Below are 14,581 nucleotides of genomic sequence, written 5' to 3' on the forward strand. Positions count from 1 at the left end.
ACAAGTATAGATAGTAATGAAGTAAAAGCAGGCCAAGAACTACTTTACAAAATAACTTACAAAAATACAACAGGAAAAGTACAAAAAGTTGTAATAAAAGATAGAATCCCGGAACATACAACATATGTAAAAGATTCAGCAGATAACAAAGGAATTTACAAAGACGGAGAAATCACTTGGACAAAAGAAAAAGTAGCAGATGGAGAAACAGTAGAAGTTACATTTAAGGTAAAAGTAGACGACAATGTAAATGGAGAAAGAATCTTAAATAAAGCAAAAGTAGCAGATGGAAGTAATACATTTGACACAAATGAAACAACAAATCCAACTTCTACAAAACCATTAAAAGATGTCTTTGATAGTAAAGATACAAATACAAGTATAGACGGTAATGAAGTAAAAGCAGGGCAAGAATTACTTTACAAGATAACTTACAAGAATACAACAGGAAAAGTTCAAAAGGTCGTAATAAAAGATAGAATCCCGGAACATACAACATATGTAAAAGATTCCGCAGATAACAAAGGAATTTACAAAGACGGAGAAATCACTTGGACAAAAGAAAATGTAGCAGATGGAGAAACAGTAGAAGTTACATTTAAGGTAAAAGTAGATGAGAATGTAAGTGGAGAAAAGATTCTAAATAAGGCAAATGTAGTTGATGGAAATAATAATTTCAATACAAATGAAACAACAAATCCAACAGCAACAAGACCGGTTAAGGATGTATTCAATAGTCAAGATGACAAAACAAGTATTGATGGTAAGGGAGTAAGGGGAAAAGATGAATTACTTTATAAGATAACTTACAAGAATACAACAGGAAAAGAACAAAAGGTTGTAATAAAGGATATGATACCAGAACATACGAGATATGTAGAAGGATCAGCAGATAATGGTGGAATTTACAAAGATGGAGAAATTACTTGGACAAAAGAAAAAGTAGCAGATGGAGAAACAGTAGAAGTTACATTCAAGGTAAAAGTAAACGCAAATGTAAATGGAGAAAAGATATTAAATAAGGCAAAAGTAGCAGATGGAAGTAATACATTTGATACAAATGAAACAACAAATCTAACACCATTAAGACCGAAGCCAGCAATACCAAAAACAGGATACGGAGCAAACACAGCATTGTATACAGTATTATTGGGATTATCAACAGGAGCACTAGGTGCGATGAAGATCAGATATAGAAGAAAGAAAAAGAAATAAATTCTTGAAAAAGTAAATATTTGATAGAGAAGAGATTGGGAATAAAAATCCCAATCTTCAGACTGATGACAAAGGTGTCAATGATAAAACATTGGCACTTTTTTAGTGGAGAAAATAAGGAAAAAGTAGTATAATAATATAAAAGAAGATGTTGAAAATGCTACATAAGAATGATGAAAAATATTTGAAATACAAGAAAGCAGTGTTTATTTGTTCAATATTGGATACATGTAGCAAGTTAGAACAATTAGTAGTAATTAGACAAGTGGAGGTGATTTAGCATGAAATATTTCTTTATGGTCATAGATTATATCATACCGGTTCTAATGATTGTTTCATATCCATGGTGGAAAAAAATTGCTAATGGTGATATTAATCGTTATTCGGGAATGAGGACTTCTTTATCAATGAAAAATGAAGAAAATTGGAAGAAGGCAAATTTGTTATGTGGGAAATATTGTTTTAGAGTAGGGATAGTTTTATTTATTTTTGTCGCTATAATGAGATATATTAAAATAGTTTCAATGGAATGGAATTCTTTAATTGTTACATCTATTAGTATTATCAGTATGATTGCGTTAACCTTATTCGTAAATAAAAAGATTAAAGAAGTGTAGTTTTGTATTCAATGTGATATTATTGATTTTTGAAGATAATTAATAGGATTTTATATTAAATTATTATATGGAAGGTGATTGTTAAATAGTGAGAAATAGAATTAAAGAATATAGAAAACCATTAGGGCTATCACAACATCGTTTGGCTAAAAAGGTAGGAGTTTCGAGAGTGAGCATAAATAAAATAGAAACTGGTAAAGTTGTTCCGAGCTTGAAACTAGCCAATGATATATCAGAAGTACTGGGGGAGTGTATTTATAAAATATTTGATTTGGATGGGAACGAGACTTATTGCCATAAAGGTTGCGAATGATATTCTGTGATGAATATATTTTTGAAGAAGCAGTTTCATTAATATTGCTTCTTTTTTTATTAAGGTTCAGTATAGGGTTTGGGAGTAAAAGATCCTCAGCCTTTTAATTTGTAAAAAAAGCACAGACAAAACTTATGCTTTGTCTGCACTCTGGAGATTGGGAAATAAAATCCCAATCTTTTTTTGTACCCTTGGTCTCACATCAATTGTATCATAACAATTAAATCGCTTTACTACCTAATTTTAAATTGACATTGAAGTAAAAATGTTGTAAAATAATTATGAATACAAGTTTTTAAAATTTTGTTTTTCTGTACTAACAATTATTGATATTGTTAATTTTGTTTATACAGAGGTTTTAAAAATTGTGATAATAAAAAGAGGTGAATAAAGTGAGTGTGAACACTTTTAAAGGTGGAAAGCATATCCACGACTTTAAAGAGTTGACTAATTCGAAACCTGTCAATTTTGGTTTTGTTCCTAAGATAGTAACAATACCTCTATCACAACACTCAGGAGCACCCGCTACTTGTTTGGTTAGTAAAAATGATTTGGTAAAAGTTGGACAAAAAATTGGAGAAGCGTCAGCTTTTATTTCTGCAAATGTACATTCAAGTGTTAGTGGGAAAGTTAAGTCTATTGATGAGATTATGACTGCAACTGGTGTTATGTGTCAAGGAGTAACTATCGAAAATGATGGTTTAGACGAATTGGGATATGAAGAAAAAAATTTAACAATTGATGAAGTAAGCGCGACAGACATAATAGACGCCATAAAAGAAGCCGGCATTGTCGGACTTGGAGGCGCAGGATTTCCTACTCATGTAAAGTTGACAGCTAGAGAAGGACAAATTACAGATTACATAATAATAAACTGCGCTGAATGTGAGCCATATTTAACAAGTGATCAACTTATGATGGAATTATATCCTGAAAAAGTTGTTATGGGACTTTTACTTGCAATGAAGGCAATGGGGGCAAAAAAAGGTATTTTAGGTATCGAAGACAATAAACCACTTGCTATTGATAAGTTAAAAGAAGCGTCAAAGTCTCATCCTGAGGTAACTGTAAGTGTTGTAAAGACTAAATATCCTCAAGGAGATCAAAAAAGACTTATCCAAGCTACAACTGGAATAGTTGTACCTTCAGGAGCTTCTACTTCTGCGGTTGGTATAAGAGTAATAAATGCTAATACTGCGATTGCAATTAATGACGCTGTTTTACATGGGAAACCTCTATATGAAAAATTGGTTACTATGACAGGACATGCACTAAAAGAACCACAAAATGTTATGGTTAGAGTAGGATCAAAAGTTTCTGATATTGTAGAATTTATTGGAGGATATGAAAGTGAACCTGGAAAAATTATTTCAGGTGGACCGATGATGGGTGAAACACAATATACTCCTAATGTTACTACAGGTAAAGCTATGGGTGGACTACTTTTTATGACTCAGGAAGAAAGCGCTCCTAAAGCTGTAAGTCCTTGCATAAGATGTGGTAGATGTGTTGATATATGTCCTGTGTACTTACAGCCTTTATATTTACAGCTTTATACTTTGAAACATAGAGTTGAAGATGCGGAAAAATTACATTTAATGGATTGTATTGAATGCGGTTCCTGCTCATATATTTGTCCATCAAACAGACCTTTAGTTGAAACTATTAGACTTGGAAAAGCCGAAGTTAGAAAACAAGGTAAAGGAAAGAGAGCATAAGGAGGGTACTATGGACGAAAAAGATTTAAAAGTTGAAGCCCCTTCTGAATTGGAAAAGGGAACAGATATAGATACAAAAGAAAATGAAGTTGTATCTGAAAATATTGAAGAAGTAAAAGAGGTTGCAACTGAAAATGTTGAAGAAACTTCTACTTCAGAAGAAATAAAAAAAGAAAGACCAGTTAGAGAAAGACGTGAAAGAACTCCTAGAGAGCCTAGAGAAAGAGTGGAACGTCCTGCAAGAGAAAGAAGCTCAAGGGTTGCCTCTGATGAGGTATCAACAAGTTCTGAAACAACAGAAAATTCAGAATCAGGAGAAGAGGCAAAAAGCGAAAGACCAGTTAGAGAAAGACGCGAAAGAACTCCTAGAGAACCTAGAGAGAGATCTGAAAGACCTACAAGAGAAAGAAGAGAGAGGTCAGCAGAAAGTGGTGAAGCTTCAGAAGAAAAACCTGCAAGAGAAAGAAGAGAAAGACCTACAAGAGGTGGACGTAATGAAGAACCTCAAATCAAATTATTTGTAGGATCATCCCCTCATTTGAGAAGTGAAGCAACAGTAAGTACTGTTATGAGAGATGTTGTTATAGCTTTAATACCAACATTACTTGCTGGAATTTATTTCTTTGGGCTTAGAGCCTTATTGGTTACATTAGTGTCAGTAGTTTTTGCTGTAGGTTCTGAATATCTTTACGAAAAATTAACACATAAATCAATTACTATAAAAGATCATTCAGCAGTAATTACTGGAATGCTTTTAGCTTTCAATGTTCCGGTTACTATTCCTTATTGGATGGTTGCACTTGGAAGTATATTTGCCATTATAATCGTTAAGCAATTATACGGGGGACTTGGAATGAACTTTATGAACCCTGCACTTGCTGCAAGAGCTGCATTAATGGCATCATTCCCAACGGCGATGGCAAATTACGTTGCACCTAACTCAGGGATTTCAAATTTAATAAATTCATCGACTTATTCTTCACTAGATGCTACAACTTTTGCGACACCTTTATCAAAGGGAACTCAAGTAAATTTTCTTGAAGCATTCATAGGTGTTAGAGGAGGTTGTATCGGTGAAGTTTCAACTATATGTTTATTGATTGGAGCGGGATATTTATTGTATAGAGGAGTTATTCAGCTTAGAATTCCACTTGTATTTATATCTACAACAGCTGTTGTTTTAGCTCTTACAGGAACTCCTGTAGCAAATTTACCAGTTCAACTTTTGATGGGTGGACTAATATTAGGGGCATTCTTTATGGCTACTGATTATGTGTCAGCTCCCGTTAATAGAAAGGCTCAAATATTTTTCGCAATGGGTTGTGGTATAATTACCGCACTTATAAGAAACTTTGGTAATTTACCTGAAGGTGTAAGTTATTCTATCCTATTTATGAATATTTTAACACCACTTTTAGAAAAATATTGTGTCCCTAAAGTTTTTGGAGAAGGGAGAGTTAAAAAGTAATGAAAGAAACTATTAAATTGACAGTCAGATTGTTTTTAATTACTGCAATTGCAGGTTTCGTTCTTGCATTTGCAAATAGTTTTACTTCTCCGGTGATTAAAGCAAGAGAAAAGGCTCAATATGAGGCAGCTTTAAAAGAAGTTTTTGCCGATGCAGATAAGTTTGAAACTTTAGAAGAAGCAAAACTTAATACAATAAAAACAAAGATAAAAAATATAGAAAAGATAGAAGTTGCGAAGAAATCAGATAAAACAGTTGGATATGTTTTTAAAACATTGGGGAAAAATGGTTATGGTGGAGATATTTCAATGCTTATGGCTGTAAATATTGAAAATAAAACTATAGTTGGTTTCAAAGTTTTAAAACATAGTGAAACACCTGGACTTGGAAGTAGAGTAACAACTGACGAATATGCTAAAAGTGTTGTTGGAAATAAAGTTACTGAGCATTTAGTTAAAAATTTAAATCCAGATGCAGATAATGATATTCAAGCAATAACAGGAACAACAATAAGTGTTAATGCCGTTCTAAATGGGTTAAATGCTGCAATAGACGCATTACAAGAACTTGAAAAGTAGGAGGGATGATATGAAATTAAAAAAGATTTTCTTTGATGGTATATTTTCAAATAACCCTGTACTTGTTCAACTTGTTGGGATGTGTTCAGTATTAGCCGTAACAACAAGCGTTGTAAATGCAATAGGGATGGGTTCATCAGTAATATTTGTAGTAACTTGTTCAAATATTGTAATTTCGAGCCTTAGAAAATTTATTCCGGATAAAGTTAGAATACCAGCATATGTTGTAATTATAGCGACATTCGTAACATTAGTACAAATGTTCTTGTCAGCATATATACCTGCACTTTACGATAGCTTGGGATTATTTATACCACTTATAGTAGTAAACTGTTTAATCTTAGCAAGAGCAGAATCTTTTGCATCAAAGAATTCGGTTTTTTCATCAATGATAGACGGAATAGGACAAGGAGTTGGTTTTACTTGTGCATTGATTGTACTGGCAAGTGTTCGTGAAATTTTAGGTAATGGGACTTGGTTAGGATTTCCAATTCTTGGGAAAAATTATGTAAGTATAGGTGTTATCACACAAGCTCCAGGAGCCTTTATTATTCTTGGACTTTTAGTAGCAGGATTTAATATGATAAGTAGAAAAGTTAATGCTAAAAAAGAAGGAGGTAACTAATGGGTACAATATTAAAAATTTTAGTTGCATCAATTTTAGTAAATAACTATGTTTTAGGACAATTCTTGGGAATTTGTCCATTGATTGGTGTATCAAATAAAGTTGAAACTGCATTTGGTATGGGTATGGCAGTTACATTCGTAATTACAATTTCAAGTGCTGTAACTTGGGTAATTCAAAAAACATTATTGGATACTTTAGGACTTGAATATTTACAAACAATCGTGTTTATACTTGTAATAGCGACTTTAGTGCAATTTGTTGAAATGGTACTCAAAAAGATGAGTCCAAATCTTTATAATGCATTGGGAGTTTTCCTTCCACTTATAACTACAAACTGTGTAGTTTTAGGAGTTGCAATTACAAATATACAAAAAGAATATAATTTGTTAGAAACAATATTTAATGGTATGGGGGCATCACTTGGATTTTTATTAGCCATTGTGTGCTTGGCTTCTATAAGAGAAAAGTTGGAAGTAACAGAAGTTCCTAAAAATCTTGAAGGAGTTCCTCTTACATTAATTACCATTGGACTTATGTCTTTGGCATTTTATGGATTTGCGGGATTAGTATAGAGGTGAGATTATGAATGATATAATGATACCGGTTTTGTTACTTAGTGTTTTAGGTATTTTATTTGCATTGATACTCGGATTTGCATCAAAAGTATTTTTTGTAAAAGTTGATGAAAAAGTTATACAAGTTAGAAACGAATTACCAGGCGCAAACTGTGGTGCTTGTGGCTTTCCAGGTTGTGATGGTCTTGCGAAGGCTATTGCTGAAGGATCAGCAGGAATAAATGCTTGTCCTGTTGGTGGAGCTGACTTAGTTGCAAGGCTTGCAAAACTTTTAGGAACTGAAGCTGGTGAAGTTCAAAGAATGGTAGCTTGTGTAATGTGTCAAGGAGACAAAGATTTTGCAAAAGAAAAATACATATATACTGGCATTAGAGATTGTAGAGTAAACAACTCAATGCAAGGAGGAAGTAAGACTTGTGCTTATGGATGTTTGGGCTGTGGTACTTGTCAAGATGTTTGTGGATTCAATGCAATAGATATGATAAATGGACTTGCAGTTGTAAATAAAGAAAATTGTACAGCATGTAACAAATGTATAGAAATTTGTCCAAAGAACTTAATTGATTTAGTTCCTTATGAACAAACAGTTATGGTAAAATGTAAGAGCTTTGCAGCTGGAAATGTTGTTAAAAATGCTTGTAAAGTTGGATGTATCGGTTGTAAAATGTGTGCAAGAGTATATCCTGAAGCATTTGTTATCGAAAACAATTTGGCTGTTGTAAATTATAAACAAGGTTTAGAGGAAGATTTACTTTTACAAGCTGCAGATAAATGTCCTACAAATGCAATTCATCCAGGATTAATAAAGAAAATGGCTGAAAAAGTAAATGAAGTAGCATAAACTTAATTAGAGAAGAAATTTAATGATTTCTTCTCTTTTTGTATTATTTTTATATTAATGATATAATAATATAAGATATAGAAATGCTGTTTAATGAGTGTACATATTAAATTTACATAATAGATAATATTATATTAAATGATAGAATAAATGTATGTTAGTTTCAAAACTTAATTTAACTAATATGTTTACATAGTAAGTTGAAAAGGATTTTTAGTTTATGATAGATAGGGGGATATTGAAGTGGAATATAAAATTCATTTTGAAGATATAACCAATGTTCAAAGAGAACTCTCCAATTCCATAGCAATTTGGAATAATTCAATAAAAAATCTTATGGAAGCAATTAAAAATTTTTCTGATGACTCTTCTCTTAAGGGAGAGACAATGGATAGCATTAAAGTATATCTATGTGAAGTTCATGGAACTTTGTTAGTTTCAATGCAAAAATTAATTCAGGATTATGCTTATTCTTTCTTGTTATATAAAGATGGGTACTATAATATAGATAGTGATTCTAAAGCGAAGCTCTCTGAACAAACTTTTGTAAACTTAAGGAATGAATTGTCTTATTCTAGAAGTAATTTTGCAAATCAGATAGATTTACTAGTAGCAACAAAAAATAAAGTTTCTGATTTAATAAGTTACAGTGGAAATAGCCATGATACTATGATTTCTAACTATAATTTTTTAATTAGTGGGTTAGACACTCTTAATAGCAGAATAGTTTCATATGAGAAATTGCATCAATCACAAGATTTAAAGCTTTTTAAGGAGTTATTGGTATCTACAAGAAATTTCATGGAAAGCTATAGCAATAAAGCTCGTGATATAAGCACCTACCAATCAGGAGACTTAGCTAAAATAGACTTTGCAAAAGAATTAGCTATTGCTTTAGATAATTCTAATAGATATCTTTCCAATAGGAAAAATATAATAGAAGAGGCAGACAAAAGAGACAAAGTTAGATGGGAACAAATTTTTGCAAAAGAGAGAAGAAATAAAGGTATAAAAAACTTAATTGTTGGAGGACTTACACTTTTAGTTGGAACAGCAGCAATAGTAGCAACGGGAGGATCAGCAACGCCATTAGTAGTACTTGCTGGGAAAATATGTGGAACAGGAACAGTAGCATATTCAGTATCTAATATGACAGAAGCTGGTCAGGATGTAATTTATGGCTCTTTAGGAGATAACAAAACTGGAGCTTTTAATCCTATAAGAGATACTGTATTTTTAGGAAATGATAAATTGTACCATGGATTAGGACAGATTTTTACAAAAGGTTCATCAATACTTATACCAATAGGAAAAACAAATAGTATTGTTAAAGGAGGTTTTCAATTTTTAGCAGGAAGTGCAGGAGCATGGGTAGGAGGAAAAGTTGGCTATTATGGACTGAAACAACTTGGATTTTCAGAAGAAAATGCAAGAATTGGACAGGTTTTATTTTCTATATATGCAGGATACAAAGCTTCACAAATTGCTGGTAGGTTTACTTTGAATAGTAAAGCTATTGAAAAACCAATAGAAGTAAAAGAAAACATTACTGATAATCCGAATGTAGCGAAAGAGAATATTCCTGAAAAACCAGAGGTGGTGAAAGAGAACATTCCTGAAAAGCCGGTAGAATTTAGTGATAACATTGTAGAAAAACCTATAGAAGTAAAAGATTTTAATAGCTGGGAAAAATTAAAATTAGATAATCCTGGAAAAGTTACAAAGTTTATATCTGATAATAAGCCAAAAAATGCCCCAATACCAAAAAATTGGTTTGAAAAGGGAGGAAGCTTAAAAATTGAAAAATTTAAAGATGGATCTCAGATATGGAAATATACTGATGCTAATGGCAAGATTAAAGTGTTTAAAAGTTTGACTGTAGACAAATCATTTTTAAAACTTAATACAACTGTAGAGAAAGTAAAATTAAGAGCAAGAATATGGCTAGAAGATAAATTTAAAAGAGGAAAAGAAATTGATAATATGAAAGAGAATAATAATTTGGGATCTAATTTTCCTGTTATTGATAAGCTAAAAGATAGAGTAATAACCAGTATAAAAAGTAGAGATTTATCAGCAAAAACTTATCTAAATGGGAAAAGATTGGAATATACCATTAAAAGTGATATTAATAAGTTAATTAAATTTAAAGAAACAGTTTGGGATGGGGTTAGAATTAATCCTAAAAAATATTCATATAAATGTTTAGAGATGTATGTTCCAAATGTAACTCTTAACGAAAGTCAAATAAAGGGTATTAACAATGCAATTGAATATGCGAATAAGAACAATATAATATTAAAAATAATAGTTGGAGGAAATTAGTATGATAGAAAAGGCGAGTGTATCAGTATATTTAGGTGATAATATAATAATAGTACCTGATATAACGGATGAAAGAGGATTATGGGTAAGTCAATATCAGGATAAGGTTTATTCATATTCAATGACTAATACAGAGTTTGGAAAAGAGATATTAAATAAATTAGAATATTCAGAAAATTCAAAACATAAAAATTCTAAAAAACATTTTTGGGCAGTAACAGGAATAAAATCTTATAACACATTTTGTAAAAAATACAAATTAATACTTATTGTAAAATATGATGATAGAATTGAAATTGAAGTTTGGTATAATACCGGTAAAGGTTATGAATCAAGTAAAAATCCCGAAGAAACAGTTGAACTATTATTACCAATAAATCCGGAAGTATTGGGAGAAACTGTACGTAATTTAGCATTAAATTCTAAGGATATAGATTTTGAAAATATTTCTAAGAATGGTGGTTTTGAAACAGCAGATGATTCAAAAGTTAGTTATAAGCTACTTCCTGATGAATATATAGATATAGAAGATGGACATACAGATGCTTATCAAATATATATTCATGAAGAATATGAAAATAACTATATAGGATTTATGATAGATACTGCATATGAAAGTTTTTCAAGTGAAGATATAAAAAAAACATGGACAAGATGGCATGGGGATTTAAAATCATTTAAGTATAAAGAGATTGACGATAAAGAATACTATGCAGAAGTTTCTGGAAAAAATAAAAAGATAGAAAAACATTCATATTTATTTAGAGATGGAGAAGAAGTTTTAGAGCTTACATTTGAAATTGACTTAGTAAATACTCCATTAGATTTACAAGAAAAAATAAAGAAAGATTTTAAGAAATTTGTTAAGTCAGTTAAAGTAGTTAATAAATAGTAGTAATGAAGTTTTTACATTTTAAAAGTTATGAAGAGAAGAAATCACGAGATTTCTTCTCTTTTTGTATAATTTTTATATTGGTGATATAATAAAAAAATAAATAGTCAAATAAATTGTATTAATAATGCAATTGAATATGCAAATAAGAACAATATAATATTAAAAATAATAGTTGGAGGAAATTAAGATGATAGAAAAGGCATGTGTATCAGTATATTTGGGTGATAATATACTGATAATTCCAAACATACTAAGTGAAATTGGTTTGTGGAAAAGTCAATATCAGGATAAAATTTATTCATATACAATGACTAATACAGAGTTTGGAAAAGAGATATTAACTAAATTAGAATATTCAGAAAAAGCCAAACGTAGAAATTCAAAAAAAGATTTTTGGACAATAACAGGAATAAAATCTTACAACACATTTAGTAAAAAATATAAATCTATAGATATTTTAAAATATGATGATAGAATTGAGCTTGAAGTTTGGTATTATTCTGGGAAAGGTTATGAATTGAGTGAAAATCCGAATGACACTATAGAACTAACATTACCAATCAATCCGGAAGTTTTGGGAGAAACCGTACGTAATTTAGCATTAAATTCTAAGGATATAGATTTTGAAAATAATTTTAAGAATGTTGGATTTGAAACAGCAGATGATTCAAAAGTTAGTTATAAACTACTTCCTGATGAATATATAGATATAGAAGATGGACATACAGATGCTTATCAAATATATATTCACGAAGAATATGAAAATAACTATATAGGATTTATGATAGATACTGCATATGAAAGTTTTTCAAGTGAAGATATAAAGAAAACATGGGCAAGATGGCATGGGGATTTAAAATCTTTTAAATATAAAGAGATTGACAACAAAGAATACTATGTAGAAATTACTGGAAAAAATAAAAAGATAGAAAAACATTCATACTTATATAAAGATGGAGAAGAAGTATTAGAGCTTACATTTCAAATTGATTTAGTAAATACACCACTAGAATTGCAAGAAAAAATAAAGAAAAATTTTAAAAAATTTGTTAAGTCAGTGAACATCCTTTAATTATTTACTATTAATATTTTTTTACATTTACAAAATTAGTTTGTGATTAAATCTTTTGGAAGGAACAAGAGCAAAAGTGTATATTTTAAAATAATGAATTTAATTAGACGAGAAATGAGTTATAGTTTTTTTATAAAAAAACTTGACTTGAAAACATTTCCATATTATAATATCTTTAAGGTATTAATTTATCTATTTTACAATATGTTAGGGGGAATTAGATATGAAATCATATTCGACAGAAAAGATTAGAAATCTTGCATTAGTTGGACATAGTGCCAGTGGTAAGACTTCAGTTTGTGAGGCTTTACTTTATAAAACGGGCAATTTGAAAAGACTTGGTAAGATTGAGGACGGAAACACCGTAACTGACTTTGATAAAGAAGAAATTTCAAGAGGAGTTTCTATTTCAACTGCAATTGCACCAGTTGAATGGAGAGACTTTAAGATAAATTTAATTGACACTCCGGGATATTTTGATTTTAGTGGGGAAGTTTATAGCTCTCTTAGAGCATCAGAAGCTGCTTTAGTTGTTTTGGATGCACAAAATGGTATAGAAGTGGGGGCTGAAAAGGTCTTGAAATATACTGAAAGTATTGAGTTGCCAAGAATCATTTTTGTAAATAAAATGGATAAGGAAAATGTAAACTTCGCAAAAGTGGTTAGTGATTTACATATAACTTTTGGTAAAAAAGTTATTCCATTTACACTTGCATTAGGTGAAGGTGAAAATTTTAAAGGTATTATTGATGTTTTAAATAAAAAAGCTTATGAATATGATGGATTTGAAAGAAAAGAAGTTGAAATTCCTGAAATAAGAATTGAAGAAGTAAATCATGTTTATGATACAATAGTGGAAGTTGTTGCAGAAACCGATGATGAACTTATGGAAAAGTTTTTTGATGGAGAAGAATTTAGCCATGAAGAATTTATGAAGGGCGTTACAAGCGCATTGTTGAACGGTTCAGCTGTTCCTTTGATTTGTGGTTCAGCGACAACAGGTGCTGGAATTGATATGTTACTTGATGTTATAACAGATTATATGCCTGCTCCAAATGACGAAAGAGCAAAAAGAGGCTTTAGAAATGAAGATGATAACGTTAGAAAGATTTGTGTAGATGAACCTTTCTCAGCGGTTATTTTCAAAACTATTGTTGACCCATTCGTTGGAAGAATTTCTATTTTTAAAGTTATGAGTGGAAAAATCACTAAAGATACTGAAATTTTCAATTCAACTAAAGATGAATTGGATAAGGCTGCTGGTCTTTTCTTCCTAAGAGGAAAAACTCAAATAGAAACATCAGAAATTGTTGCAGGAGATATTGGAGCTGTTTCAAAACTTAATTTAACTGAAACAGGAGATACTATTTGTGATAAGCAGAATAAAACTCTTTATAAGAATATTAAATATCCAAAACCAAATCTTTATTTTGCAATAGAACCTAAATCTAAAAATGATGAAGATAAGATATCACAAGCTCTTCATAAATTACATGAAGAAGATCCAAGCTTTGTATCTGAAAGAAATATAGAAACTAAACAGCATTTAATAGGTGGACAAGGAAATGTTCAACTTCAAATAGTTTTAGATAAACTTAAAAATGTTTATGGTGTAGAAACAAATATTATTCCTTTGAGAATTGCCTATAGAGAAACTATTAAAGGAAAATCTGATGTTCAAGGAAAACATAAAAAACAATCAGGTGGTGCAGGTCAATACGGAGATGTATTTATGAGATTTGAACCTTCAACAGAAGAATTTGAATTCACAGAAGAAGTTTTTGGAGGAGCTGTTCCTAGAAATTACTTCCCTGCTGTTGAAAAAGGTATTAGAGATAGTCTTGAAAAAGGAATTTTAGCAGGATATCGTGTTGTAAATGTTAAGGCAACTCTTTATGATGGTTCATATCACCCTGTTGACTCAAATGAAATGGCATTTAAAATTGCTGCTTCTCTAGCATTTAAAAAAGGTATGGAACAAGCACATCCTGTTTTACTTGAACCTATAATGAAAGTGGAAGTTAGAATTCCTGAAAGTTATATGGGAGATGTAATGGGTGACTTAAATAAGAGAAGAGGAAAAGTTTTAGGTATGGAAATGCTTGAAGATGGAACTCAACTTGTTATTGGTGAAGCACCACATTCAGAACTTTTTGAATATGCTATAGATTTAAGATCAATGACTCAAGCAAGAGGAGATTTCACAATGGAATTTGATAGGTATGAAGAAGTCCCTGTAAATATTGCGGAAAAGATTATTGAAGAATCAAAAGCAGAAAAATAGATAAGTAGATAATTATAAAATCCACCCTTCTACTATATAACACATTACGTAA

At 30.8% G+C, this 14,581-nt stretch carries 13 protein-coding genes; all 13 read left to right on the forward strand.

Annotated features, from left to right (window positions below; translation table 11 throughout):
* Nucleotides 1-1,215: Ig-like domain-containing protein (locus VJI93_RS04710; protein ID WP_324009212.1), on the forward strand; the 1,215-nt coding region annotated here is incomplete at its 5' end.
* A 281-nt stretch (nucleotides 1,216-1,496) separates the two neighbouring features.
* Nucleotides 1,497-1,832, forward strand: coding sequence for an SdpI family protein (locus VJI93_RS04715; protein ID WP_323999295.1), 336 nt, complete (start codon nucleotides 1,497-1,499; stop codon nucleotides 1,830-1,832).
* A gap of 88 nt (nucleotides 1,833-1,920) precedes the next feature.
* Nucleotides 1,921-2,145 carry a helix-turn-helix transcriptional regulator gene (locus VJI93_RS04720; protein ID WP_323999296.1) on the forward strand — a complete coding sequence of 75 codons (225 nt, stop codon included), beginning with the start codon at nucleotides 1,921-1,923 and terminating at the stop codon, nucleotides 2,143-2,145.
* A gap of 392 nt (nucleotides 2,146-2,537) precedes the next feature.
* On the forward strand, nucleotides 2,538-3,863 hold the full coding sequence (gene rsxC / locus VJI93_RS04725; RefSeq protein ID WP_416384086.1) for an electron transport complex subunit RsxC: 1,326 nt from the start codon (nucleotides 2,538-2,540) through the stop codon (nucleotides 3,861-3,863).
* A 10-nt stretch (nucleotides 3,864-3,873) separates the two neighbouring features.
* A complete protein-coding gene (locus VJI93_RS04730) occupies nucleotides 3,874-5,331 on the forward strand; it encodes an RnfABCDGE type electron transport complex subunit D (protein ID WP_323999299.1) in 1,458 nt (485 codons plus the stop codon).
* Nucleotides 5,331-5,909 carry an RnfABCDGE type electron transport complex subunit G gene (locus VJI93_RS04735; RefSeq protein WP_323999301.1) on the forward strand — a complete coding sequence of 193 codons (579 nt, stop codon included), beginning with the start codon at nucleotides 5,331-5,333 and terminating at the stop codon, nucleotides 5,907-5,909. The genes VJI93_RS04730 and VJI93_RS04735 overlap by 1 nt, the downstream gene beginning before the upstream one ends.
* A gap of 10 nt (nucleotides 5,910-5,919) precedes the next feature.
* A complete protein-coding gene (locus VJI93_RS04740) occupies nucleotides 5,920-6,534 on the forward strand; it encodes an electron transport complex subunit E (RefSeq protein ID WP_323999302.1) in 615 nt (204 codons plus the stop codon).
* A complete protein-coding gene (gene rsxA / locus VJI93_RS04745; RefSeq protein WP_323999303.1) occupies nucleotides 6,534-7,109 on the forward strand; it encodes an electron transport complex subunit RsxA in 576 nt (191 codons plus the stop codon). The genes VJI93_RS04740 and rsxA overlap by 1 nt, the downstream gene beginning before the upstream one ends.
* A 10-nt stretch (nucleotides 7,110-7,119) precedes the next feature.
* Nucleotides 7,120-7,953, forward strand: a complete 834-nt coding sequence (locus tag VJI93_RS04750) for an RnfABCDGE type electron transport complex subunit B (protein WP_323999305.1) — start codon at nucleotides 7,120-7,122, stop codon at nucleotides 7,951-7,953.
* Between the two features lie 243 nt (nucleotides 7,954-8,196).
* Entirely contained in the window at nucleotides 8,197-10,278 is a 2,082-nt protein-coding gene (locus tag VJI93_RS04755) for a T7SS effector LXG polymorphic toxin (RefSeq protein WP_323999307.1), read from the forward strand.
* A gap of 1 nt (nucleotide 10,279) precedes the next feature.
* Nucleotides 10,280-11,170 (forward strand): hypothetical protein, encoded by an 891-nt coding sequence (locus VJI93_RS04760; RefSeq protein ID WP_323999309.1) that lies wholly within the window; start codon nucleotides 10,280-10,282, stop codon nucleotides 11,168-11,170.
* A 190-nt stretch (nucleotides 11,171-11,360) separates the two neighbouring features.
* Nucleotides 11,361-12,245: a hypothetical protein gene (locus VJI93_RS04765; protein WP_323999311.1), complete on the forward strand. Its 885-nt coding sequence runs from the start codon at nucleotides 11,361-11,363 to the stop codon at nucleotides 12,243-12,245.
* Nucleotides 12,246-12,468: 223 nt separating this feature from the next.
* The gene (gene fusA, locus VJI93_RS04770) at nucleotides 12,469-14,529 is read left to right on the forward strand and encodes an elongation factor G (protein ID WP_323999312.1); all 2,061 of its coding nucleotides are present in this window, start codon (nucleotides 12,469-12,471) and stop codon (nucleotides 14,527-14,529) included.
* The last annotated feature ends 52 nt before the right edge of the window (nucleotides 14,530-14,581 follow it).

This window comes from Parvimonas sp. M20, assembly GCF_035282425.1.
Lineage (GTDB): Bacteria > Bacillota > Clostridia > Tissierellales > Peptoniphilaceae > Parvimonas.